This window comes from Mesorhizobium monacense, from assembly GCF_056781675.1.
Genome location: NZ_CM165567.1, coordinates 653,859 through 674,348 on the forward strand (window position 1 = coordinate 653,859; position 20,490 = coordinate 674,348).

The following is a 20,490-nucleotide window of genomic DNA, read 5'->3' on the forward strand; positions in this document are numbered from 1 at the left end:
TGGATAGTAATGTTCTCTTGTCTAGTATGTACCTTTTCTATATATAGGTACCTCATGGATAGTGAAGACAACTCCTCGTTCGGCTACGACGCCTTCCGGCGGACGTGCCCCTCGCACACCGTGCTCGAGACGCTGGCCAACAAATGGGTCTATCTGGTCGTTTGTGCATTGCGCCGCGGCCGGCTGCGCAATGGCGAACTGGCGCGCAAGCTCGAAGGCATCACGCCGAAGATGCTGACGCAGACGCTGCGCATCCTCGAACGCGACGGCATCGTGCGGCGCGAGATCTTTCCGGTCATTCCGCCGCGAGTCGAATATGAGCTGACCGAACTCGGCCAGAACCTGGCGGGGCTGCTCAATCAGATCAGGTCCTGGTCGGAGCAGCATGTGCCCGACATCAAGGATGCCCGCGCGCGGGCATCGCTGGACTCTCGAGAGGATTCCCTGGCGCGGGGCTGAGGCCGGCACCGGGCCTGTTCAGGGTCCGGCCGCGGCTGCTCGATGGCGTTCCGGGAACGCCGATCGGGCTGGTTTCAGCCGATCATGGCGCTGCGGCCACCCAGTTCGGCATCGCGGATCTTGGTGTCGCGCGATTCGAGCATCTCGGCCTTGGAAAGCTCCGCTTCAGCTTCGCCGAGTAATGATTCGGCAACGCTTCGCTGCTGGGCGAGGTCGCTTTGGGAATTTCTGAGGTTGTCGCGGCGCAAGCGCGCCGCCTTGGCGAAGGTCGGATAGGCAAAATGGTTGATGTCGGTGATGCCGGCTTTCTTCTCTTCAGCGGTGATCTGAAGCTCCAGTTCGACAGCCATGCGTTCGAACTCGGCAATCATCATGTCGAGCTGCAGCAGCTGCCGCCGCTTCTCATTCACCTGAAACTGCTTCAGTCGAACGAGGTTTTCACGTGACTTCATGATTCGGTACTCCCGGAAACGCACACCCGCACATATCGTCCAAACCGCCTGAAAAGGCCCAGGCGTCACCCGTTTCCCCCGGCTTTCCCCGAACTATGGGAAACAAACTCCTAAAGTTTTTTGCCGTTGGTAACCATTCGTTTACGGGCATTGTTAATCATACGGGCGAGGACTTAAGGCCGGGTAAAAATTCCGGTTTTCGGCGGAAAGCCAACCGGCGAGTCCCTGGAGTCACTTAGGCTGGCTTATTAATGTGGTGCATTAGCGGTTTGGGTCTGTGATTCGTTATTAGATTCAAGAGGGTGTAGAAAGGGGTTAAAAAATCTGGTATCGTCCTCGGCACGAAATTAGGTTTTGTTAACCATTCGGTGGCACCTTCTGTTCAGGCAATCACTGCTCCGGTCCGGGACGGGTCGTGACATGGACCGGCAGCAGAAAAGGGGAATGAAATGCGTGTTCTGCTGATTGAAGATGACAGTGCAACCGCACAAAGCATCGAATTGATGCTGAAATCCGAAAGCTTTAACGTTTATACGACCGATCTCGGCGAAGAGGGCGTCGATCTCGGAAAGCTCTACGACTATGACATCATCCTTCTCGATCTCAATCTTCCCGACATGTCGGGTTACGAAGTCTTGAGAACACTTCGCCTCTCCAAGGTGAAGACACCGATCCTGATCCTGTCCGGTATGGCCGGCATCGAGGACAAGGTGCGCGGCCTCGGCTTCGGCGCCGACGACTATATGACCAAGCCGTTCCACAAGGACGAGCTGGTGGCGCGCATCCATGCCATCGTGCGGCGCTCCAAGGGCCATGCCCAGTCGGTCATCACCACCGGCGACCTGGTGGTCAATCTCGACGCCAAGACCGTCGAAGTCGGCGGCCAGCGCGTCCACCTGACCGGCAAGGAATATCAGATGCTGGAGCTGCTCTCGCTGCGCAAGGGCACCACGCTGACCAAGGAAATGTTCCTCAACCACCTTTATGGCGGCATGGACGAACCGGAACTGAAGATTATCGACGTCTTCATCTGCAAGCTGCGCAAGAAGCTCGACGCCGCGTCCGGTGGCCAGAATTACATCGAGACGGTCTGGGGCCGCGGCTATGTGCTGCGCGAACCGGAAGACATTCGCGTCAGCGCCTGAGCGAAACCTTCGTTTGATTTTCCAATAAAAAACCCGGCTTCGGCCGGGTTTTTGCATGCTGGGCGTTGAAGCCGCCCGCATCTCCGATGCTGGCGAGTCAGGCGGCGATTTTCAGGGCACGGAAACGCTCGAGCAATTGCGGCCGGTTGAACGGCTTCAGCAGATAGCCCTGGGCGCCGGCGCGCTTTGCCTTCATGATCGAAGCGACGTCGACCTCGACCAGCGAAACCAGGATCTGCGGCTTGACCACGCTCTCCATGGCGCGGATGCGGCGGATGAGGTCCACGGCCTGCACATCCGCCAAGGCGCCGTCGATGACGATGACGTCGGGCATGTCGGCGGCGCACATCTCGATGGCGTCGAGCCCCGTGGCCGCTTCGATTACGGTCAAATCGGAGCCGCCGAGGATGCGCTTTGCAACTTTCCTGATGACGCTCGAGTTGTCGACGAACAGGCAGCGTTTCATTTCCGGGTCCTCTCAGCCATCTGGCGAACCGGCAATCTGCGGGCAACCACGAGGCATACTAGAGCAATCTGGTAAAGAAGCCGAAAAGCCGTTAGGTAAAGTTTTTGCAAAGATACGCCGTGCGCATCTTCTTCGCCGCGAATGCCGCGAGACCAAGCCGGCAAAACTTGCTCTGCCTGAATTATCGCCAAATTAACAAATATTAGCAGAAATAAATACTTTGGCTGTTCTTGCCGACTGGGCGAAGGCTTCAGGCCGCCGAAAGCACGATCTCCTCGGCGGTCGCGTGGATTGAGATCGTCATGTTGGCCTCCCGCGCCAGGAGCAGCGTGTAATATGGCTGCACCGAATGGGCGTCGATCGGCTCCTCGGGCTTGTGGCCGGAATGAAGCTCCAGGAATTTCGGCGGCACGCGCAGCATCGGGCCGGCGGCCGACAGCGCAAAACGCGGCTCGGTGTCCAGATTCTCCAGCGTGACCACAAGCTTGCCGCCGCGCGGGATCGCCGCGTTGGCGACGAGAAGGAGGTTGAGCAGCAGTTTGACCTTGTTCTTGGGCAGCAGCGCGCGGGGCCCGTTCCAGGAGAGTTCCGGCTTTTCGTTTTTGAGGAAGGCGATGGCGACGGCTTCGGCATCGCCGGTGTCGATCATCATGCCGGCCGAGCCGGCGGCGCCGAAGGCGATGCGGGCAAATTGCAGGCGGGCCGAAGCGTTCCTGGCGCTCTGGCGGATCAGCTTCATGGCGTCCTCGTCGGCGCCGCCCTCATCGAGCAGTTCGAGGCCGTTGTTGATCGCGCCGACCGGCGAAATGATGTCATGACAGACCCGGCTGCAAAGAAGCGCTGCAAGATCCGGTGCTGAAAGGGCGAACAGTTCGGCCATGGGCGAAGTCCCTGATAAAATCCACGTACTCATGGCCGAGCGATCAATTGTCGCGCCTGCCCACACGAATCACGCCCTCTCCCCAGGTCATCTGAATACACAGCGCCTGTGCGTGCGGCAACAAATCCAAAATTGTCGTTAGCGAAAATGGTGAGTTCACGCAGGATTCCCGGCCTGCGCAGGCGGTTCGAAGCCGGTGTGTGAGGGACGCCGGCCTTCGAACTGCCATCTTCATGTGGAAGCTTAATGGTTGAAAAAGGATTACGGCATAGTTTGCCTGTGACAGTTACCCCTAGCGGCCGCCAAGAGCCGCATGGGTGCGAGGCGTCGGCGAAAGTGCTCCCTGACGGAGATTGGAAGCATGTTTTCCCGATTCTACGACCGGAGTTTTTTCCGAGTCATCTCAATGACGATTGCCCTGATGGGCGTTCTCGTCTTTTCGACCTCCGCGCTGCGGGCCCAGGAGTACACCGCTCAGGAGATCGTCGATTCCGGCCATAAATTCTTCGGCGCCACGTCGGGCGGGCTTGCCACCGTCGTCGAGAAGGTTTTCGCTTCCTATGGCCTGCCCAACGGCTATCTGCTCGGCGAAGAGGGCTCCGGCGCGCTGATCGGCGGCCTGACGTATGGCGAGGGAACGCTCTACACCAAGAACGCTGGCGACCATAAGGTCTTCTGGCAAGGTCCGTCGCTCGGCTGGGATTTCGGCGGCGAGGGCTCGCGCGTGATGATGCTGGTCTACAATCTCGACGATGTGAACAGCCTCTACAGCCGCTTCGGCGGCGTTGCCGGTTCGGCCTATGTGGTGGCGGGCGTCGGCTTCAACGTGCTGCAGAACAACAGGGTGCTGCTGGTGCCGATCCGCACCGGAGTCGGCGCCAGGCTTGGCGTCAATCTCGGCTATCTGAAGCTCACCCAGCGGCCGACCTGGAATCCGTTCTGATCGGGCATGTCGGTATTCAGGTGATGCCGGCCTGACCTGAATCTCGATATGCCCTCAACCCGCGATCATGCCATCGAGCGGATTTTGTGAGGTCACAGGCTGAACGTGGCCGCGGCACACTCTTGCCGCGGCGCTGGATTTCCGTCATGCGAAGATGGCAAAGTCGAGCTTTGGCGGTTGTTGCCATCATAGCGGATAGTCACCTTGATCCAGTCGATCCTGTTTTTCGCCCTCGGCTTTCTCTGCGCCGGCTTTCTGGCGCTGCTGGTCGCCCCGGCCATCTGGCGGCGGGCCGTTGCGCTGACGCGCAAGCGGTTCGAGGCGTCCATGCCGTTGACGTCGGTCGAAATCCAGGCCGACAAGGACCGGATCAGGGCCGAGTTCGCGATGTCGGCGCGCCGGCTGGAGATGAGCGTCAAGGCATTGCGGGAAAAGGCGGCCGAACAGCTGGTCGAGATCGGTCGCGGCCGTGAGGCCCTCAAGGGGCTGGCGGTCGAGCGGAAGGACAAGCAGCAGGCGCTTTCCGAACTGGAGGCGAGGACCGCAGAGCTTCATCAGCGCGAGGAACAGTTGCAACACCTTTCGGACAAGCTCGCGCAGAGCGAGCGCATGCTGGAGAAGCGCGCGCTCGAGCTCGAAAAGCTGGAGCATATGTATGACGACGCCAGCTTCTCCTCCAGCAACCGGCAGATCGAACTGGTGGCACGCGAATCCGAATTGGAGAGCCTTGCCAACGACATCGCGGTGCTGCGCAGCCAGCGCAAGGAGGCGGACAGGCGCAATCAGGAAACCGCGGCCGAAAGCAAGGCCGCGCGCGAGGCCTTGAAGGTGGAGAAGAAGAGAACCGTCGAGCTCGACAAGAAGGTCGAGCGCCTGCTCGCCACGCTGGCCGATCGTGAGGAGAAGCTCGACCGCCACGAGAAGGAAATGGCGCGATTGCGCGAACGATCGAAGGGCGAGGCCGAGGCAAACGCTCCGGCGGCGCTGCTTGCCGGCGGAGGCGACAGCCTGACTGCCGTCAGGAGCGACGACATCGACAAGGCGATCGCCAAGCTCGATGGCGACCGCGAGCGGCTGGAGGCGCGGCTGACGACGCTGGCCCGCGAGAACAAGCGGTTGAAGGCGGATCTCGGCGCGCTGGCTGTGTCCAGCCCCATGAATGGCAGCGCCGCACTGCGCGAGCAGATGAATGAACTGGCGGCGGAGGTCGTTCACCTGACGGCCAAGCTCGAAGGGCCCGACTCGCCGATCGCCAAGGCATTGGCGGCACCGTCGGATGCCAGATCCGGCAACCGCAGTCTTGCTGACCGTGTGCGGGCGCTGCAGAAGGCGGATTCGCCGACCTGAAAGTGGGGACGCCACCAACCGCTTGCGCCTATGGCAGGGTATCACCATGTCTAACGGCATGATCCTCTATGCCGCTCTCGCGATTACCCTGCTGGCTGCCTGGCATTTTCATCCGGTGCTCGTTGCACTGTTCGACGCTGCAACGTCGCTGGTCAGTGCGACGGAAATCGCTCGCGATGCGCGATCGAAGGCCACCGGCGCTCCAGTGCCGCTGGCCGACGATATGGAGACCTTCAGGATGGATGTCTCGCCGAGCGAGACCGGGACGACGCGCGTTGTCGGTGACGGGTTCGTGCGATCAGCAGCGCGAAAAATGATGCAGCGCGATGGCTGAGGCGGCGGCGACGTTCAGGCTGTCGAAGCCTTGCGCCATGCCGATCCGCACCGTTTTCAGGCGGGCGAGCAGGCTTTCGGGCAAGCCTTCGCCTTCCGTGCCGAGATAGAGCGCCAGCCTGTCCGTCCTCTTTGCGTCGCGAATGTCGGCCTCGCCACGCGGCGACAGCGCGACCTGGCTGAAACCCAGCCGGTCGAGCATGGCGATGAAGCTGGTTGTATCGTCAAAGGAGGCGAAGGGCACCTTCAGCGCCGCGCCGACCGAGACGCGGATTGCCTTGCGGTATAGCGGATCGCAACAGGTCGCATCGAGCAGCACGGCACTGGCGCCAAAGGCGGCGGCGTTGCGGAAGATCGACCCCATATTGTCGTGATTGGCGATGCCGACAAGAATGACGACCAGCGCATTGGCAGGCAAGGTTTCCAGCAAGGCCTCGGCCGGCTGCAAGGCGCCCCTGCTGCCGATCGCCAAGATGCCTCGGTGCATGTGAAATCCGGCGATCCGGTCGATGATCTCGCCGCTGGCGACATAGACCGGAAGGTCCGCCGGCGCCTTGCGCAAGGTCTCGTCGAGGCCGGCCAGCCGGTTTTCGAGAACCAGTATCGATTCGGCGGCAAATCGACCGGCCGACAGCAGGATTTCGAGCACGACCTTGCCTTCGGCAACGAAACGGCCGTGCCGGCCAACGAGGTCGCGCTCGCGTATGTCGAGATAGGCGGCGACACGCGGGTCTTGCGGATCATCGATGTGGATCAGGTCCATGCATTGCCTCAGCCTGCTCACATCGCCCGAAAGATGGATTTTCGGAGAGCGATGCGCGGATACGACATGGAGAGCGGCGTACATCCGGATGGACGCACGCCGCTCGAAAGTCGTCAGCGAGATAAGGAACGATCGGACCTGCCGGTCAAGTCCCGGCGCGGCGCAGGCGATGGGCCATCCGCGACAAGTCGCCATCGCCGAAGATGCCGTCCAGCATGCGAAGCAGCTCACGCGCGGCTTCGGATTTGCAGGCATAGTAGATCATCTGCCGGTCACGGCGGGTCTCGACAAGGTCGAGCGCCCGAAGCTTGGCCAGATGCTGCGACAGAGCGGATTGGCTCAACTGGACCTTGTCGGCGATGGCACCAACCGACATTTCCCCGTCCATCAGGTAGCTCATGATTAACAGCCGTTTCTCGTTGCCCATAAGCGTGAGGAACGTGGCTGCTGATTCGGCGTTGGCGAGTAGCTTGCTCGAGATCATCGATGCCCCATGTTTTTGAGCTCATCCTGACGCTATGGGGGCAATAGCGTCAGATTCCATAAATTCACGTGTGGATGCACGCTGCTGAATCAGCGTCATGTGCAAGGGTAGAACATTTCCTCCAAATCTCAAGACTTGCTTTTGATTCAAGGCGATTAACTATCGATCTTGTGAATAGCCGGCTGCGCGTCCGGCCTTGGCCATATCGACCAGGACCGGCCGCAACTCGCGGGCCGTCTTCAGGGGTTCGGGGAAGAAAACCCGGCATATGGCGTCGCCCGAGGCCAGATCCATGCCGTCGGCGTCGAAGCCGGTGGCAATCCAGCCATCGCCCTCGGCTTTGGCATAATGGCGGGCATAGACGGCGATCGCGTCGAGGTGGTCGGCATTCATGTGGTCGAGAGCCGATTGTTCGCCGGCAGCCAGCTCGTCAACGACCGGCCCGGTGGTGACCAGGTCGCCATGATCGAGCAGATAGGCCTTGCCGAAGCCGCCATTGAGACTGGCGCGCTCGGGCTCGAGCCGGAAGATCGAGAAATCACCAAGCCCGGCATAGAGCCGCGCCTTGGGATTGCGGTTGAGATAGCGCCGCTCCGCGCGGGCATGCTCGTCCGATCCGCACTCGAGCCGTCGTGCCCGGCAGACCAAGGTGACACGCGGATGCGCCAGCGGATCGCCTTTGCCCGGTTCGCCGACAAGCAGCGAGCAGCGCGGGTCGGCGAGGATGGCACCGGTATGCGCGGACAGCATCGACACCAGGATCAGCGGCGCGCCGTCAACGTCGGTGGCAACGCCCACCCTGCTCGCCAATGGCGATCCGGTCGCGGGCTCGATGACAGCCAGCGCGCCGAAACGGGCGCCGCGGATCAGCGTCCTTGCCAGCCGGATCGCTTCGGCGTCGGTCTCGCGTATGACGTCCTTGTTGCGATCAACCAAAGTGTTCACCATCATAAGTTGATATTCCTTCTCCACTTATCAGCCGATCACGCCCGATTTGACAAGGGCCTCAACCTCGATTTGCGCAAAACCAAAGCGCCTCAGCACCATCACAGGCTGGAGGTCGTGTTCGGCCGGCTTGCTGGCAAGCGTCGACGGCGTTTGCGAGAAGCGCGGCGCCGGGGCAGGGCGATCGAGCCTGCCTGCTTTTACAAAGGCGCCGCGGGCACGATTGTGCGGATGGTTTTTGGCTTCCTGCAGCGACAGCACCGGCGCGACGCAGGTGTCGGTTTCCGCAAACAGGGCGGCCCAGTCGTCGCGTGTCTTCTGCTTCATCCGCCGGGCAATGGCGCCGCGCATGTCCGGCCACAGCGCCTTGTCGAACTGGTCGCGCACGAAACGCTCGTCGATCGGGAGCAGCCTGGCGAATTCGGCGAAGAAGCGCGGTTCGAGGCAGCCGACGGCGACATGCCGCCCATCAGCCGTCTCGTAAGTGTCGTAGAAGGGCGCGCCGGAATCGAGCAGGTTTACGCCGCGTGCATCCCGCCAAAGGCCGGCCGCCACAAGGGCATGGACTGGCGCCGCCAGCATCGAGGCGCCCTCGACCATGGCGGCGTCGATCACTTGGCCCTTGCCGGAACGCGAGCGCTGGAACAGCGCGGCGAGTGCGCCGGCAATCAGCATCATGGCACCGCCGCCATAGTCGGCGACGAGGTTGAGCGGCGGCACCGGTTTGCCGCCCTCGTTGCCGATGGCGTGCAGCACGCCGCAATAGGCAAGATAGGTGATGTCGTGGCCGGCGCGGCCGGCGAGCGGTCCGTCCTGGCCGAAGCCGGTCATGCGGCCGTAGATCAGCGTCGGGTTGCGCTCCAGCATCGCGTCCGGTCCGAGGCCAAGCCGCTCCATGACGCCAGGACGAAACCCTTCGACCAGCATGTCGGCCTTTTCGGCAAGGCTGAGCAGCAGTTCGGCGCCTTCCGGGCGCTTCAGGTCGATGCGCAGGATGGAGCGGCCATGACGGTCGAGGTCGTAGTCCTCCGGCAGCGGCAGCAAAGGCTGACCGGAGCCCGCCCGCTCGATGCGCAGCACGTCGGCGCCCATTTCCGACAGCATCAGGCCAGCCAGCGGCACCGGTCCGAGGCCGGCCATCTCGATCACGAGCAGACCGCTGAGCGGGCCGCTCCTTGCCGGGATGGTGGCGCTCATGGCCGGCTATTTCGGCGCCATGCGGATGGCGCCGTCGAGACGGATGGTCTCGCCGTTCAGCATCTGGTTCTCGACGATGTGGAGCGCAAGTGCCGCATATTCGGAAGGCTCACCCAGCCGGGACGGAAAGGGCACCGCCGCACCCAGCGAATCCTGCACGTCCTGCGGCATGCCGGCCACCATCGGCGTCCTGAAGATGCCCGGTGCAATCGTGCAGACGCGGATGCCGGAACGCGCGAGGTCGCGGGCCACCGGCAGCGTCATGCCGACGACGCCGCCCTTGGATGCTGAATAGGCGGCCTGGCCGATCTGGCCGTCATAGGCCGCGACGGAAGCTGTGTTGACGATGACACCACGCTCGCCGCCTGCAAGCGGCTCGAGCTTCGCTGCCCGGTCGGCGAACAGGCGGATCATGTTGAAGGTGCCGATCAGGTTGATCTCGATCACCTTGCGGTATTGCTCGAGCGGATGCGGACCATCTTTGCCGATCGTCTTCACGGCGATGGCGATGCCGGCGCAATTGACCAGGATGCGCGGTTCACCGAGCCGCTCCGCCACTTCGGCGAAGGCAGCCACACCGCTGTCGCTGCTGCTGACGTCGCACTGGACGGCAATGCCGCCAATATCGGCCGCCACCGTCCTGGCACGGTCGATGCCGACATCGAGGATGGCGACGCGCGCGCCTTTGGCGGCAAGCGCTCGGGCTGTCGCCTCGCCGAGGCCGGAGCCGCCGCCGGTGACGATCGCAATCTGGCCATTGGGGTTCATGCCGGCGTCCTCCACACATTTCGGATGATGCTACGAAGCTCGCAGCGCAGGCGCAACCGGCAGGATAGCCTCAAGCCATGACCGGGACGGGATCGGAAACCCGCGCCACGTCCGCATGGTAGACCTCGCCCGACAGCCGGGCCACGGCGCCCGGCACGATCTCGTGCGACAGAAGCCGGTCGAGGTCGACCGGGCGCGGCATGGAGATCTGCCCGCGCGGGATCCTCTTGAAGCCGAGCGGGCCGTAATAGGGCTCGTCGCCGACCAGTATCACCGCCGGCACGCCGGCCTTGGTGGCGGCCTCCAGTGTGATTGCCACCAGCCGGCGGCCGATGCCGAGATTCTTGAAGGCAGGCCGCACCGCGAGCGGCCCGAGCATCAGCGCGCGGCCGGCGCCGGCCGCGATGCGCGTCATCCGCACCGAGGCGACGACAATATCGCCGTCGACGGCGACGAAGGACAAAGCGCGCTCATGCCCTCCGGCTTCGCGGATCTTGTAGGCGGCGAGCACGAAACGGCCCGGCCCGAAGGCCTCTTCGTTGATGGCTTCGATTTCGGGATCATGCGCCGGGGTTTCCGGCAGGTATTTCACGTCGGCAAGGCTCATGGTCTTTGCGTTCCGGTAGAGGAGGAAAAGGTTTGCTGCAAACGGCAGCATTCGCCAGTCAGCGCTTCATCAAGCGCGGGCGCCCTTTCGTCGTCGGTCAAACCGGATCATGGCAAAGTCGAACATGCGGATTGTCCGCTAGCATCAAATTCCGGCCGCTGCAATCGGCCGTTTTCGTCCGCCGTTGCGGCCGAGTGACGGTCTGTTCAGCACATGACGACTTCGGCACGGCAACCTTGCGCCTACATTGACCAGAAGACGCAAGGAGATTTGCATGGGATTGCTGATCGAAGGCAGGTGGCAGGATCGCTGGTACGATACGGCGGACAGCGGCGGCAGGTTCGTGAGGGCGCAGGCGCAATGGCGCGACTGGATCACCGTTGACGGGGCGCCGGGAGAGGGCCGAAAGCGCCGCTTCAAGGCCGAGCCCGGGCGTTACCACCTCTATGTCTCGCTTGCCTGCCCCTGGGCGCACCGGACGCTGATCCTGCGCGTGCTGAAGAGGCTGGAAGGCATCATCTCCGTCTCGGTCGTGCATCATTTCATGGGTGCGGACGGCTGGACGTTCCTGGCCGAGGACGGCGCCACCGGCGATACGCTTTACGGCCTCGATTTCCTGCACCAGATCTATGCCAAGGCCGACCCCGCCTATTCGGGCCGGGTGACGGTGCCGGTGCTGTGGGACAAAAAGGAACAGACGATCGTCTCCAACGAGTCTTCCGAGATCATCCGGATGCTCAATTCAGCGTTCGACGAATGGAGCGATACGAGCCTCGACTACTATCCCGAGGAGTTGCGTGGCGAGATCGACCGCGTCAACGCGCTGGTCTATCCCGCCATCAACAACGGCGTCTATCGGGCCGGCTTCGCCACCACGCAACGCGCCTATGAAGAGGCGTTCGGCGAATTGTTCGCCGCACTGGGTACGCTGGAGGAAAGGCTGTCAAAACAGCGCTATCTCGTCGGCGATCGCATCACCGGGGCCGACTGGCGGCTGTTCACCACGCTGGTGCGCTTCGACCCGGTCTATGTCGGCCATTTCAAATGCAATCTGCGCCGCATCGCCGACTATCCGAACCTGTCGAACTATCTGCGCGATCTCTACCAGGTGCCCGGCGTCGCTGGCACGGTCAACCTGCACCACATCAAGGCGCATTACTACGCCAGCCACCGGACGATCAATCCGACCGGGATCGTGCCGGTCGGCCCGGAACTCGACTATGCCGCGCCGCATGACCGGGCGCGGTTCGGAAAAGCCGCATGATCTACCAGTAGGGCGAGGGCTTTTCGCCGTGAAAAACCTCGGCGATCCGGCGCAGCGTCGCCGGGGTGGTTGCTTCCGGCAAGCGGTCGAGTGGGAAGAAGGCGGCTTCGGCGATCTCGTGGTCCGGCAGCTTCGGCGCCGTCTGGCTGAAGGCTTCGATCAGATAGAGGCCAACATGGTCGCGGTTGCTGGAGCGGCGGTTGAAATGCATCGACTTCAGCACCGGCGGCGCGGTCAGAGCGACGTTGCCCTCCTCGGCAAGCTCGCGCGCCAACGCCTCGACCAGCGTCTCGCCTGTTTCGACGCCGCCACCCGGTAGCTGCCAGCCCGGAACATAGGTGTGGCGGATCAGAAAGACGCTGTTGGAGCCGCGGTCGTGAATGAGGCCGCGCACGCCGAGCGTCATCGGCCGCCGCAGCAAGAAATAGAAGTGGAACAGCCTCGACCTCAGGCCCGGCCAGCCGGTCTGGCGCAAGGCCAGTTCCGGGTCTGACGTTGCTGTCATCCGTGAAACCATGAGTGGAAAGCAGGGGCCGCGTCGCTTATGAATGAAGGATGTTCAGGCTCGCGCATATTTCCGATATCCATCTGGGACCGCTCCCCGGTGTAACCTATCGCGAACTCGCCTCCAAGCGCGTGGTCGGCTACGTCAACTGGCAACGCAACCGCCGCCGCCACATGCACGACGCCGTCATCGACACACTGCTTGCCGATATGAAGGCCAGCGCTCCCGATCACCTCGCGGTGACAGGCGATCTGGTCAATCTAGCGCTCGACGGCGAGATCGAGATGGCCAGGCACTGGCTGGAGACGCTGGGTTCGCCGCATGACGTGTCGGTCGTTCCGGGAAATCACGATGCCTATGTGCCGGGCGCCTTCGACAAGTCCTGCCGTTCCTGGGCGGCCTGGATGACCGGCGACGACGTCAACACACCGGTCGACCGCCATTCCTTTCCCTATTTGCGGGTACGCGACAACATCGCGCTGATCGGCGTTTCGACGGCGCGCGCCACCGCCCCATTCATGGCCAACGGCTTCTTCAGGGAGGGCCAGGCGCAAAGGCTCGGCCGAATGCTCGATGCGACGGCCGAGCGTAGCCTGTTCCGAGTTATCATGATCCACCATCCGCCGGTGCGCGGTGCCGTTTCGCAGTACAAGCGGCTGTTCGGCATCGCGCTCTTCCAGAAGATCGTTCGCCGGCATGGAGCCGAACTTATCCTGCACGGCCATTCGCACAATCCGAGCCTGTTCTTCATCGGTGGCCGTGGTGCCAAGATCCCGGCCGTCGGTGTCGCAGCCGCCGGACAAGGGCTTGGCGGCAGGCACCCGGCCGCGCAGTACAATCTGATCGATATCGACGGCGACAAGGGCAACTGGCGGATCCGCTTGACGCGACGCGGCCTGACCGGGCCAGCGCTTCCGCCTTCGGAGTTGCAGGTGCTCGAACTTGGCGCCGATGCCGAGGCATCGCGCCAACTGGTCAGAAGCTGATCTTCATCGCCACGAGGCGGTCCCAGAACAGCACGATCGACACAGCCAGCCCAACCAGCGCGCCGGCAAAGATCAGACCGAGGCCGGACAGGATGGCCGACCCGGCCTTGCCACGCTGAGAAACCTGCAATGGCGGCTCGGCTTCGGCCACCGTGGTGCGCTGCATGCCGGACACAGCGTGCTCGACCCCGCCTTCCATCATCCTTTGACGTTCGACGACACGCTCGGCCACATAGCGCGTCACCTGGTCGGCGACGATTTTCATGTCGGTCGATTCGGCGAGAACCACGCGGCCGATGCGGGTATCCCTGAGGAACCGGTAGGTGCGGCGATCCCGCCCCATGGCGACATGGCTGACGGCATCGATCCACAGGCGCGGCTGCAGGCCGGACGATACGGCGAAGTCGAAATTGTCCATATCGGCGGGCACATCGGCAAAGACGGGCGCAAGTTCGGCGGCAAGCAATTCGAGCCGCATGCGGTGCGCTTCGCGCAAGTCGACGACCACGTCGTCGCGGTCGGCAAAGGCGTTCTTCACATCGCGAATGGCGTCGGACAGGTTTCGCGACGGATCGATCGGGGTGATTTTCTCGCCTGTGTCCTTCATCGGCGTGGCCTCGCGGTTGGTTAACAGCGAGTTAACATAGTCGTCGGCAAAATGCACCCGCGAGATGATGGCTGCGGATCAGCTCGCCGCTGCGTCAAGACTCGGCTGAAAACGCCTGCTGCGGCGGTTCATGTTGCGGCGCACCGCCGTGGCGACAAGGTCAGGCGCTTCCTCGGCCAGCATGTGGCCGGCCTCCAGAACATGGTGCAGATGAAAATTCACAGGCATGTCGTCGGCCTGGCAAACCGGCAGCACGGCGTCGTCCGTTCCCCAGACCGCCATCACCGGCATTTTCAGCGTTTCGAGCTGTTCGCGCGGGATGGCACCCTGCCGGTCATCCCTGGTCATGGACGCGGCGATCTCGACAAGCTTTTGCAACTGACCCGGGCGTCTACGCATCTCGTCAAGCACGCCCACGATATGTTCCGGAGGCTGGCTCAGTGGCCCGGACATGGTGGCGAGACAGGTACGGATCTCATTTTTGCCGGTGGCGGCCGCATAGCGCCGCAGCAAGGGGCCATTGATTTCCGGGCCAAAGCCACCCGGCGCCAAAAGTGTCAGCGAGGCAACCCTTTCGGGGTCGGCCAATGCCATCAGCACAGCCACCGCGCCGCCCATCGAATGGCCGACCAGGTGCACCCTTTTCATGCCGCGCGCGGCAACGTCCGCCAGCGCTGCCCGAGCTGCCGTCCTGGCCGAACCGCCGCCAGGGAAATCGAGAGAAAGCCCATGCCCGGGAAGATCGTAGGCCAGCGTCCGCATGTCGGGCGCAAGCATCGACGTCACGTCGTGCCAGACCTCATGGCAGCCACCGAAGCCGTGCAGGAAGACGACAGTCTTCGGACCGGTACCGCGTTCAGCAGCGTGGAGGGATGAACTCATGAAAACTGATGATTATTGCAAGACCGGACGGATAGCGAATTCCAGACTGTGGCTGGATTGCTCCCAGTCCAGGTCGATGGCCAGTAAAATTTTCGCGATCCGGGGCGTGCTTAGGCACGGATCAACTGGCGTTGCCGAGGCCCGCCGCGCGCAGCGCCCCGACCAGCCGGTCAGTCAGGTCGGCAGGGTATTTCCTGTCGACGAAGGTTGAGCGCGGATTGGCGGCGAACTTCGGAAACTTGGCGATCAGTTCGTTGGTCAACTGGGTCGCCAGTTGATCGCGGGCGGCCAGCTTGGCGCCGATAAGGCGCGCCGCCAGGTAGTGCGATTTGGTCGCTGTCGTCCGCAACGACTCGCTGGCGATGGCGGCCCTCTTCGTGTCGCCCAGCATGAATGCACCGACAAAAAGCCCGTAGTCCCACCAGGTCGGGTGGCCGCTGAAGGTTTCGACGGCGTGGGCCAGGATCGGGGTTCCTTCGCTGTATTTGCCGGCGAAAATCAGTCCATAGCCGTAAGCGGCCGCCATGCCGAGGTCATAAGGATTGAGCTCATGGGCCTTGCGCATCCAGCGGATCGATTCGTCCGTATTGCCGAGGCGCGAATTGAGATAGCCATAGGCGCGATGCGCGTAGGGGCTGGTCGGCCCCATCTGAACAGCGCGATGGGCAAACGACATCGCTTGTTCGATCGTCGCGTCGGGCGGATAGGAATAGTGATCGGTGACAGCCTCGAGATGCAGGGAGGCGAGTTCCGAATAGACGAGCGACGATTTCGCGCCCTGGCTGGCCAGGGTTTCCAGGCAGCGATAGGCAGCTTCGTGTGTCTTGGCGCTCTGGTCGAGATAGTAGCTGTCGTTGAGCACCAGACAGCCGGTCAGGCCGGTCTCGATGCCGCTCTGCTCGATGTAGGTGTAGATCGGCCCGTAGGCGGGAATGGTCGAGGTCAGTATGTTGGCGATACTGTCTTCGATCGCGCCCGGCGCGCTGTCGACGGCCGACAGGTTGCGTGACAACAGCACCCGGCCGGTCGCGACATTCTGCAGTTCGAGCGTCACGTCACCCGCCGCGGGTCCCGGCAGGATATCGAATACGAAGCTGGTGGCGTCGGCGGCCGGATCGCGGGTGCCGTCGGCGTCACGTCCGATGAAGTCTATGGTGTCGAAACCGGCGAGGCCGGCGCGCAGCGAAGCAGCCACACGGGCTGCTTCCGGGCCATTGGCCTTCACGGCGATGTAGACCAGCGGCAAGGTTTCCACCGGCGGCGACGCGACGCTGCTCGTCGCCACCGCGGTCTCTATGGCCGAGGCGGAACCGCTGCTGCCGAGCAGGACATCGCTGCCCTGGCGAAGGATCAGCACCCCAAGCATGGCGATAACCACGGCAATCGCGCCCCAGAATAACTGCAGGTGGCGGGTAAGCGACCGTCCAGGTTCGGGCGCAGCAGGAGGCGGTATCAACGCCGCGGCAGGGGCAATGTCGAGGTCGGGTAGTTCCGTCGGGGCGATCGTCGGCGCGGTGCCTTCCGCCGGTTCCAACTCGGCCGGCAGGCGAATTGCATTCAGTTCATAGGAAGGAACGTAGCCGCCACGCGGAATGGCGATGCGCACCGGTTCGGCAACGCCTTCATTGGCGAAGTAGTTTTGCAGAAGCTCGCGCAGCCTGCCAGCCTGGACCCGAACCACGGCATCGGTAGACGGGTCGAAATCGCCGTCCTTGCCGAAGACGTCCATGGCGATGGAGAAGCCCTTGAGCCGGTCAGCTTCGCCAGCCTGCTCGCGTTCGACCAGATAGCGCAGCAGTTTTCGCGCACGCTCGGACCGTCCGAACGTTTCGCTGGCTAGCAGTCGCTCCAATGTCTCGCGCACTGCGGGGGCGGCAGGCGTGGCATGCTGCAAGTGTCGATCCTCTCGAAGTCGGCACAGGTTGAGGCGCGATCATATAGCGCTGGCACTGCCGCACAAGCATGGTTGTATTATGCTATCGCGTAAGCCACCGGATAATTGCCCATGGTTAACGCGTGAGCCGGCTCACAGGCAGGCCCTGGAGCGCCGCGGACGCGGCGCGCCAGGGGTATGGAAGATCAGCCGGCCTTGCGGCCGACGATGCGGTTGGCGGCCGAAACCACCGCTTCCAGCGAGGCGGCGACGATGTTGGTGTTGATGCCGGCGCCGAACAGCTTGCCGCCGGGATATTCCATCTCGACATAGGAAATCGCCGAGGCGTTCGAGCCACGCTGCATCGAATGCTCGGAATAGTCGAGCACCGACATCTCCACGCCGACATGGCGCGACAGCGCATCGACGAAACCGTCGATCGGACCGGTGCCCGAACCGGTGATGGTCATTTCCTTGCCGTTGTCGAGGATGACGGCCTCGACCACGCGGCGGCCTTTGGTCTCGGTGTCCGGGTAGGTATGGTGGTCGAGGAACTTCAGCCGCGCTGCCGGCTGGTCGACATAGGTTTCGAGGAACTCCTCGTGGATACGCCTGGCGGCCACTTCTTTGCCTTCGGCGTCGGTAATCGCCTGGATGTGCTGACTGAACTCGATCTGCAGATTGCGTGGCAAATTGAGGCCGTAGTCGGCCTGCAGCACATAGGCGATGCCACCCTTGCCGGACTGCGAGTTGATGCGGATGATCGCCTCGTAGTTGCGGCCGACATCGGCCGGGTCGATCGGCAGATAGGGCACTTCCCAGTGCGGCGTGTTGGCCTTGCGCAGTGCCTTCATGCCCTTGTTGATAGCGTCCTGGTGCGAACCGGAAAAGGCCGTGTAGACGAGCTCGCCGACGTAAGGGTGGCGTTCCGGGATCTTCAACTGGTTCGAATACTCGTAGACGTTCTTCATCCGGTTGATGTCGGAGCAGTCGAGCTCGGGATCGACGCCTTGCGTGTACATGTTGAGCGCCAGCGTGACGATGTCGACATTGCCGGTGCGCTCGCCATTGCCGAATAGCGTGCCTTCGACACGGTCGGCCCCGGCCATCAGGCCGAGTTCGGTGGTGGCGATGCCGGTGCCGCGGTCATTGTGCGGATGCAGCGAAATCAGCAGGTTCTCGCGGTTGTCGAGGCTGCGGCACATCCATTCGATGCGGTCGGCATAGATGTTGGGCGTCGACATCTCGACCGTCGACGGCAGGTTGATGATCAGCTTGTTGTCAGCCGTGGGTTTCACGATCTCGGTGACCGCGTTGCAGATCTCCAGCGCCACTTCGAGTTCGGTGCCGGTGAAGCTTTCCGGCGAATATTCGAAGCGAAAACCGCCGCCGGCCTTGGCCGCCATGTCGGTAATCATCTTGGCCGCATCGGTGGCGATGCGCTTGATGCCGGCGACATCCTTCTCGAAGACGACGCGGCGCTGCAGTTCGCTGGTCGAATTGTAGAAATGCACGATCGGGTTGGTGGCGCCCTTCAGCGCCTCGAAGGTGCGGGTGATGAGTTCGGGACGGCACTGCACCAGCACCTGCAGCGAGACATCGGCGGGCACATTGCCCTCCTCGATGCACCAGCGGGCGAAGTCAAAATCGGTCTGCGAGGCCGACGGGAAACCGATCTCGATCTCCTTGAAGCCCATGTCGAGCAACAGCGCGAACATGCGCGCCTTGCGCTCGTGGCCCATCGGGTCGATCAGCGCCTGGTTGCCGTCGCGCAGGTCGACCGAGCACCAGATCGGCGCCTTGTCGATAACCTTCGAAGGCCAGGTGCGGTCGGTGAGGCCGACGGTCGGATAGGGTTGATACTTGCGAGGGGCGTCCGGCATGCCCTGGGCTGACTTTGTCATGCCCCTTGCTGCGTTGCCGTCATTCGGACGGATGTCTTCTCGTGCGTTCATCGTCGTGTCTCCCGGCGGCTCGCCGACCCCGCCTTCAGGCGGATTGGTGCCGAGCGGCGCCTTTGCCAATGTTTCGTTCGCTTGATGTGACTTGCCAGTTTGGCCAAGGAGCGTGCGCGCAAGCGGCGGTTCGACCGCCGGGCGCTCCTTCAGCGAACCCGGCGATCGCCGATAAGGCCGAGAAGAAGCAGCGTCGAAGCAAGCGCGCGCACGGTCTCGCCGGCAAAGCCGGTCGGACGGGAAGCGACGGAAGAGGCGCGCGTGTTCATGGCGGTTCTCATACAGGAGCAGGCTGTGGGAGGCAAGTGGGGCCGCCTCCCGGCAAGACACGCAAGCTCTTCCCCATATGGGGCAAATACGCCAAACTCGTCATGTTTCTGTGCGTGTCGTTGACCCAAAACCGCTTCGCACTTTTGGGCGACATGCATTGGACGAGGCCATTTTGCCGGGAGGTCGTCCATGAATTTCGTTTTCTTCTCGCCGCATTTTCCGGCCAACGGCGCCGATTTCTGCGACCGGCTGAAGAAGGCCGGCGCCACGGTGCTCGGCATCGGCGATGCGCCCTATGAGGCGCTGAACGGTAAACTGCAGACAGCGCTGTCGGAATATTACCGCGTCGCCGACATGGAGGACTATGAACCGGTGTTCCGGGCGATGGGCCATTTCATCCACAAATGGGGCCGTATCGACCGCTTCGAGTCGCTCAACGAGCACTGGCTGGAACTCGAGGCCAACATCCGCACCGACTTCAACATCTTCGGTACCAAGCTCGATTTCGTGAAGAATTTGAAGCGCAAGAGCCGCATGCGCGCCTTCTTTCGCAAGAGCGGCGTCGAGACCATTCCGCAGCGCAAATGCTCCGATCGCGCCGGCGCCATGACCTTCATCCGCCGCGTCGGCTATCCGGTGGTGGTGAAGCCGGATTCCGGCTCCGGCGCTTCGAATACCTTCAAGATCTCCAATGCGAAGGAGCTCGACCAGTTCTTCAGGGACAAGCCCGAGGGTGTGACCTTCGTCATGGAGCAGTTCATCGAAGGGCTGGTGGTCACCTTCGACGGGCTGGTCAACCGCGACGGCGAGGTGGTGCTGGCGGCCAGCCACCGCTACGACCAGAGCGTCATGGAGGTGGTCAACAGGGACCGCCATATGAGCTACACCTGCTTTCCCGAAATCAGCCCGGCGGTGGAGGAGGCGGGCCGGAAGATCCTTGGGGCGTTCGACGTGCGCGAGCGCTTCTTCCACATCGAGCTGTTCGAGACCAAGGACAGCCGCGTCATCGCGCTCGAGGTCAACATGCGTCCGCCGGGCGCCTGGATGACCGATGCGATCAACTACACGTTCGACATCGACGTCTATGCGGCGTGGGCCGAGATGGTGGTCAAGGACGCCGCCGGCGGGCCTTATCAAGGCAAGTATTTCACCGCCTATGCCAGTCGCAAACGCCACCTCGCCTATTTGCACAGCCATGCGGACGTGCTAGCCGCGCACGGTGACAAGATCGTCCATCACCAGGCAATAGAAGAGGTATTCAGCCGCGCCATGGGACACTACGCGTATCAGATGCGGTCTAAGGATGCCAAAGCGCTGCGCCAGGCGGTCGACTACATTCACGCGGAAAAGGCGTGAGGC

22 protein-coding genes are annotated in these 20,490 nt (G+C 62.6%); 8 read left to right on the forward strand and 14 right to left on the reverse strand.

Features of this window, described 5'->3' with window-relative positions; translation table 11 throughout:
• Nucleotides 1-54: 54 nt before the first annotated feature.
• Nucleotides 55-459: a winged helix-turn-helix transcriptional regulator gene (locus AC1RUK_RS03050; protein ID WP_481836826.1), complete on the forward strand. Its 405-nt coding sequence runs from the start codon at nucleotides 55-57 to the stop codon at nucleotides 457-459.
• A gap of 74 nt (nucleotides 460-533) precedes the next feature.
• On the opposite strand, the gene AC1RUK_RS03055 is transcribed toward AC1RUK_RS03050, so the two are convergent.
• A complete protein-coding gene (locus tag AC1RUK_RS03055) occupies nucleotides 534-911 on the reverse strand; it encodes a flagellar export protein FliJ (protein ID WP_436173954.1) in 378 nt (125 codons plus the stop codon).
• A gap of 449 nt (nucleotides 912-1,360) precedes the next feature.
• Between AC1RUK_RS03055 and ctrA the strand changes: the two genes are divergently transcribed.
• Nucleotides 1,361-2,056 carry a response regulator transcription factor CtrA gene (gene ctrA, locus AC1RUK_RS03060; RefSeq protein WP_006203583.1) on the forward strand — a complete coding sequence of 232 codons (696 nt, stop codon included), beginning with the start codon at nucleotides 1,361-1,363 and terminating at the stop codon, nucleotides 2,054-2,056.
• A 97-nt stretch (nucleotides 2,057-2,153) separates the two neighbouring features.
• On the opposite strand, the gene AC1RUK_RS03065 is transcribed toward ctrA, so the two are convergent.
• Nucleotides 2,154-2,522, reverse strand: coding sequence for a response regulator (locus tag AC1RUK_RS03065; RefSeq protein WP_481840180.1), 369 nt, complete (start codon nucleotides 2,520-2,522; stop codon nucleotides 2,154-2,156).
• Nucleotides 2,523-2,772: 250 nt separating this feature from the next.
• Nucleotides 2,773-3,402, reverse strand: coding sequence for a histidine phosphotransferase ChpT (gene chpT, locus AC1RUK_RS03070; protein ID WP_436173215.1), 630 nt, complete (start codon nucleotides 3,400-3,402; stop codon nucleotides 2,773-2,775).
• Between the two features lie 361 nt (nucleotides 3,403-3,763).
• On the opposite strand from chpT, the gene AC1RUK_RS03075 reads away from it, so the two are divergent.
• The 3 genes from AC1RUK_RS03075 (at nucleotide 3,764) to AC1RUK_RS03085 (ending at nucleotide 6,026) form a co-directional block, all read left to right on the forward strand.
• A complete protein-coding gene (locus AC1RUK_RS03075) occupies nucleotides 3,764-4,345 on the forward strand; it encodes a DUF1134 domain-containing protein (protein ID WP_481836825.1) in 582 nt (193 codons plus the stop codon).
• Between the two features lie 204 nt (nucleotides 4,346-4,549).
• Nucleotides 4,550-5,692 carry a coiled-coil domain-containing protein gene (locus AC1RUK_RS03080; RefSeq protein WP_481836824.1) on the forward strand — a complete coding sequence of 381 codons (1,143 nt, stop codon included), beginning with the start codon at nucleotides 4,550-4,552 and terminating at the stop codon, nucleotides 5,690-5,692.
• 46 nt (nucleotides 5,693-5,738) lie between these two features.
• A complete protein-coding gene (locus AC1RUK_RS03085) occupies nucleotides 5,739-6,026 on the forward strand; it encodes a hypothetical protein (protein WP_481840181.1) in 288 nt (95 codons plus the stop codon).
• Here AC1RUK_RS03085 and AC1RUK_RS03090 read toward each other — a convergent pair.
• From AC1RUK_RS03090 to AC1RUK_RS03115, 6 genes are all read right to left on the reverse strand, one after another.
• The gene (locus AC1RUK_RS03090; protein WP_481836822.1) at nucleotides 5,991-6,788 is read right to left on the reverse strand and encodes a TrmH family RNA methyltransferase; all 798 of its coding nucleotides are present in this window, start codon (nucleotides 6,786-6,788) and stop codon (nucleotides 5,991-5,993) included. The genes AC1RUK_RS03085 and AC1RUK_RS03090 overlap by 36 nt on opposite strands.
• Before the next feature lie 145 nt (nucleotides 6,789-6,933).
• Nucleotides 6,934-7,272 (reverse strand): ArsR/SmtB family transcription factor, encoded by a 339-nt coding sequence (locus tag AC1RUK_RS03095; RefSeq protein ID WP_481836821.1) that lies wholly within the window; start codon nucleotides 7,270-7,272, stop codon nucleotides 6,934-6,936.
• Nucleotides 7,273-7,431: 159 nt separating this feature from the next.
• On the reverse strand, nucleotides 7,432-8,223 hold the full coding sequence (locus tag AC1RUK_RS03100; RefSeq protein ID WP_481836820.1) for a HugZ family pyridoxamine 5'-phosphate oxidase: 792 nt from the start codon (nucleotides 8,221-8,223) through the stop codon (nucleotides 7,432-7,434).
• 24 nt (nucleotides 8,224-8,247) lie between these two features.
• Nucleotides 8,248-9,414 carry a CaiB/BaiF CoA transferase family protein gene (locus AC1RUK_RS03105; protein ID WP_481836819.1) on the reverse strand — a complete coding sequence of 389 codons (1,167 nt, stop codon included), beginning with the start codon at nucleotides 9,412-9,414 and terminating at the stop codon, nucleotides 8,248-8,250.
• A gap of 6 nt (nucleotides 9,415-9,420) precedes the next feature.
• Nucleotides 9,421-10,182 (reverse strand): 3-hydroxyacyl-CoA dehydrogenase, encoded by a 762-nt coding sequence (locus AC1RUK_RS03110; protein WP_481836818.1) that lies wholly within the window; start codon nucleotides 10,180-10,182, stop codon nucleotides 9,421-9,423.
• 70 nt (nucleotides 10,183-10,252) lie between these two features.
• Nucleotides 10,253-10,789 (reverse strand): GNAT family N-acetyltransferase, encoded by a 537-nt coding sequence (locus AC1RUK_RS03115; protein WP_481836817.1) that lies wholly within the window; start codon nucleotides 10,787-10,789, stop codon nucleotides 10,253-10,255.
• 274 nt (nucleotides 10,790-11,063) lie between these two features.
• Between AC1RUK_RS03115 and AC1RUK_RS03120 the strand changes: the two genes are divergently transcribed.
• A complete protein-coding gene (locus AC1RUK_RS03120; RefSeq protein WP_481836816.1) occupies nucleotides 11,064-12,053 on the forward strand; it encodes a glutathione S-transferase family protein in 990 nt (329 codons plus the stop codon).
• A 1-nt stretch (nucleotide 12,054) separates the two neighbouring features.
• On the opposite strand, the gene AC1RUK_RS03125 is transcribed toward AC1RUK_RS03120, so the two are convergent.
• Nucleotides 12,055-12,558, reverse strand: a complete 504-nt coding sequence (locus AC1RUK_RS03125; RefSeq protein WP_481836815.1) for an NUDIX domain-containing protein — start codon at nucleotides 12,556-12,558, stop codon at nucleotides 12,055-12,057.
• Nucleotides 12,559-12,608: 50 nt separating this feature from the next.
• On the opposite strand from AC1RUK_RS03125, the gene AC1RUK_RS03130 reads away from it, so the two are divergent.
• Entirely contained in the window at nucleotides 12,609-13,544 is a 936-nt protein-coding gene (locus AC1RUK_RS03130; RefSeq protein ID WP_481836814.1) for a metallophosphoesterase family protein, read from the forward strand.
• Here AC1RUK_RS03130 and AC1RUK_RS03135 read toward each other — a convergent pair.
• The 4 genes from AC1RUK_RS03135 to leuA form a co-directional block, all read right to left on the reverse strand.
• Nucleotides 13,534-14,151: a hypothetical protein gene (locus AC1RUK_RS03135; protein WP_481836813.1), complete on the reverse strand. Its 618-nt coding sequence runs from the start codon at nucleotides 14,149-14,151 to the stop codon at nucleotides 13,534-13,536. The two genes, AC1RUK_RS03130 and AC1RUK_RS03135, sit on opposite strands and share 11 nt — an antisense overlap.
• A gap of 78 nt (nucleotides 14,152-14,229) precedes the next feature.
• Complete coding sequence (locus tag AC1RUK_RS03140; protein ID WP_481836812.1) at nucleotides 14,230-15,033, reverse strand: alpha/beta fold hydrolase; 804 nt, start codon at nucleotides 15,031-15,033, stop codon at nucleotides 14,230-14,232.
• A gap of 121 nt (nucleotides 15,034-15,154) precedes the next feature.
• Nucleotides 15,155-16,927 (reverse strand): tetratricopeptide repeat protein, encoded by a 1,773-nt coding sequence (locus tag AC1RUK_RS03145; RefSeq protein ID WP_481836811.1) that lies wholly within the window; start codon nucleotides 16,925-16,927, stop codon nucleotides 15,155-15,157.
• 185 nt (nucleotides 16,928-17,112) lie between these two features.
• Nucleotides 17,113-18,861, reverse strand: a complete 1,749-nt coding sequence (gene leuA / locus AC1RUK_RS03150) for a 2-isopropylmalate synthase (RefSeq protein WP_481836810.1) — start codon at nucleotides 18,859-18,861, stop codon at nucleotides 17,113-17,115.
• A 459-nt stretch (nucleotides 18,862-19,320) separates the two neighbouring features.
• Here leuA and AC1RUK_RS03155 point away from each other — a divergent pair, with 459 nt between their 5' ends.
• On the forward strand, nucleotides 19,321-20,487 hold the full coding sequence (locus AC1RUK_RS03155; protein ID WP_481836809.1) for an ATP-grasp domain-containing protein: 1,167 nt from the start codon (nucleotides 19,321-19,323) through the stop codon (nucleotides 20,485-20,487).
• The last annotated feature ends 3 nt before the right edge of the window (nucleotides 20,488-20,490 follow it).

Excerpts from the sequence above, each read along its gene's own strand:
- AC1RUK_RS03050 (WP_481836826.1), top strand. The coding sequence starts at position 55 with ATGGATAGTGAAGACAACTCCTCGTTCGGCTACGACGCCTTCCGGCGG.
- AC1RUK_RS03055 (WP_436173954.1), bottom strand. The coding sequence starts at position 911 with ATGAAGTCACGTGAAAACCTCGTTCGACTGAAGCAGTTTCAGGTGAAT.
- ctrA (WP_006203583.1), top strand. The coding sequence starts at position 1,361 with ATGCGTGTTCTGCTGATTGAAGATGACAGTGCAACCGCACAAAGCATC.
- AC1RUK_RS03065 (WP_481840180.1), bottom strand. The coding sequence starts at position 2,522 with ATGAAACGCTGCCTGTTCGTCGACAACTCGAGCGTCATCAGGAAAGTT.
- chpT (WP_436173215.1), bottom strand. The coding sequence starts at position 3,402 with ATGGCCGAACTGTTCGCCCTTTCAGCACCGGATCTTGCAGCGCTTCTT.
- AC1RUK_RS03075 (WP_481836825.1), top strand. The coding sequence starts at position 3,764 with ATGTTTTCCCGATTCTACGACCGGAGTTTTTTCCGAGTCATCTCAATG.
- AC1RUK_RS03085 (WP_481840181.1), top strand. The coding sequence starts at position 5,739 with ATGTCTAACGGCATGATCCTCTATGCCGCTCTCGCGATTACCCTGCTG.
- AC1RUK_RS03090 (WP_481836822.1), bottom strand. The coding sequence starts at position 6,788 with ATGGACCTGATCCACATCGATGATCCGCAAGACCCGCGTGTCGCCGCC.
- AC1RUK_RS03095 (WP_481836821.1), bottom strand. The coding sequence starts at position 7,272 with ATGATCTCGAGCAAGCTACTCGCCAACGCCGAATCAGCAGCCACGTTC.
- AC1RUK_RS03100 (WP_481836820.1), bottom strand. The coding sequence starts at position 8,223 with ATGATGGTGAACACTTTGGTTGATCGCAACAAGGACGTCATACGCGAG.
- AC1RUK_RS03105 (WP_481836819.1), bottom strand. The coding sequence starts at position 9,414 with ATGAGCGCCACCATCCCGGCAAGGAGCGGCCCGCTCAGCGGTCTGCTC.
- AC1RUK_RS03110 (WP_481836818.1), bottom strand. The coding sequence starts at position 10,182 with ATGAACCCCAATGGCCAGATTGCGATCGTCACCGGCGGCGGCTCCGGC.
- AC1RUK_RS03115 (WP_481836817.1), bottom strand. The coding sequence starts at position 10,789 with ATGAGCCTTGCCGACGTGAAATACCTGCCGGAAACCCCGGCGCATGAT.
- AC1RUK_RS03120 (WP_481836816.1), top strand. The coding sequence starts at position 11,064 with ATGGGATTGCTGATCGAAGGCAGGTGGCAGGATCGCTGGTACGATACG.
- AC1RUK_RS03125 (WP_481836815.1), bottom strand. The coding sequence starts at position 12,558 with ATGACAGCAACGTCAGACCCGGAACTGGCCTTGCGCCAGACCGGCTGG.
- AC1RUK_RS03130 (WP_481836814.1), top strand. The coding sequence starts at position 12,609 with ATGTTCAGGCTCGCGCATATTTCCGATATCCATCTGGGACCGCTCCCC.
- AC1RUK_RS03135 (WP_481836813.1), bottom strand. The coding sequence starts at position 14,151 with ATGAAGGACACAGGCGAGAAAATCACCCCGATCGATCCGTCGCGAAAC.
- AC1RUK_RS03140 (WP_481836812.1), bottom strand. The coding sequence starts at position 15,033 with ATGAGTTCATCCCTCCACGCTGCTGAACGCGGTACCGGTCCGAAGACT.
- leuA (WP_481836810.1), bottom strand. The coding sequence starts at position 18,861 with ATGAACGCACGAGAAGACATCCGTCCGAATGACGGCAACGCAGCAAGG.
- AC1RUK_RS03155 (WP_481836809.1), top strand. The coding sequence starts at position 19,321 with ATGAATTTCGTTTTCTTCTCGCCGCATTTTCCGGCCAACGGCGCCGAT.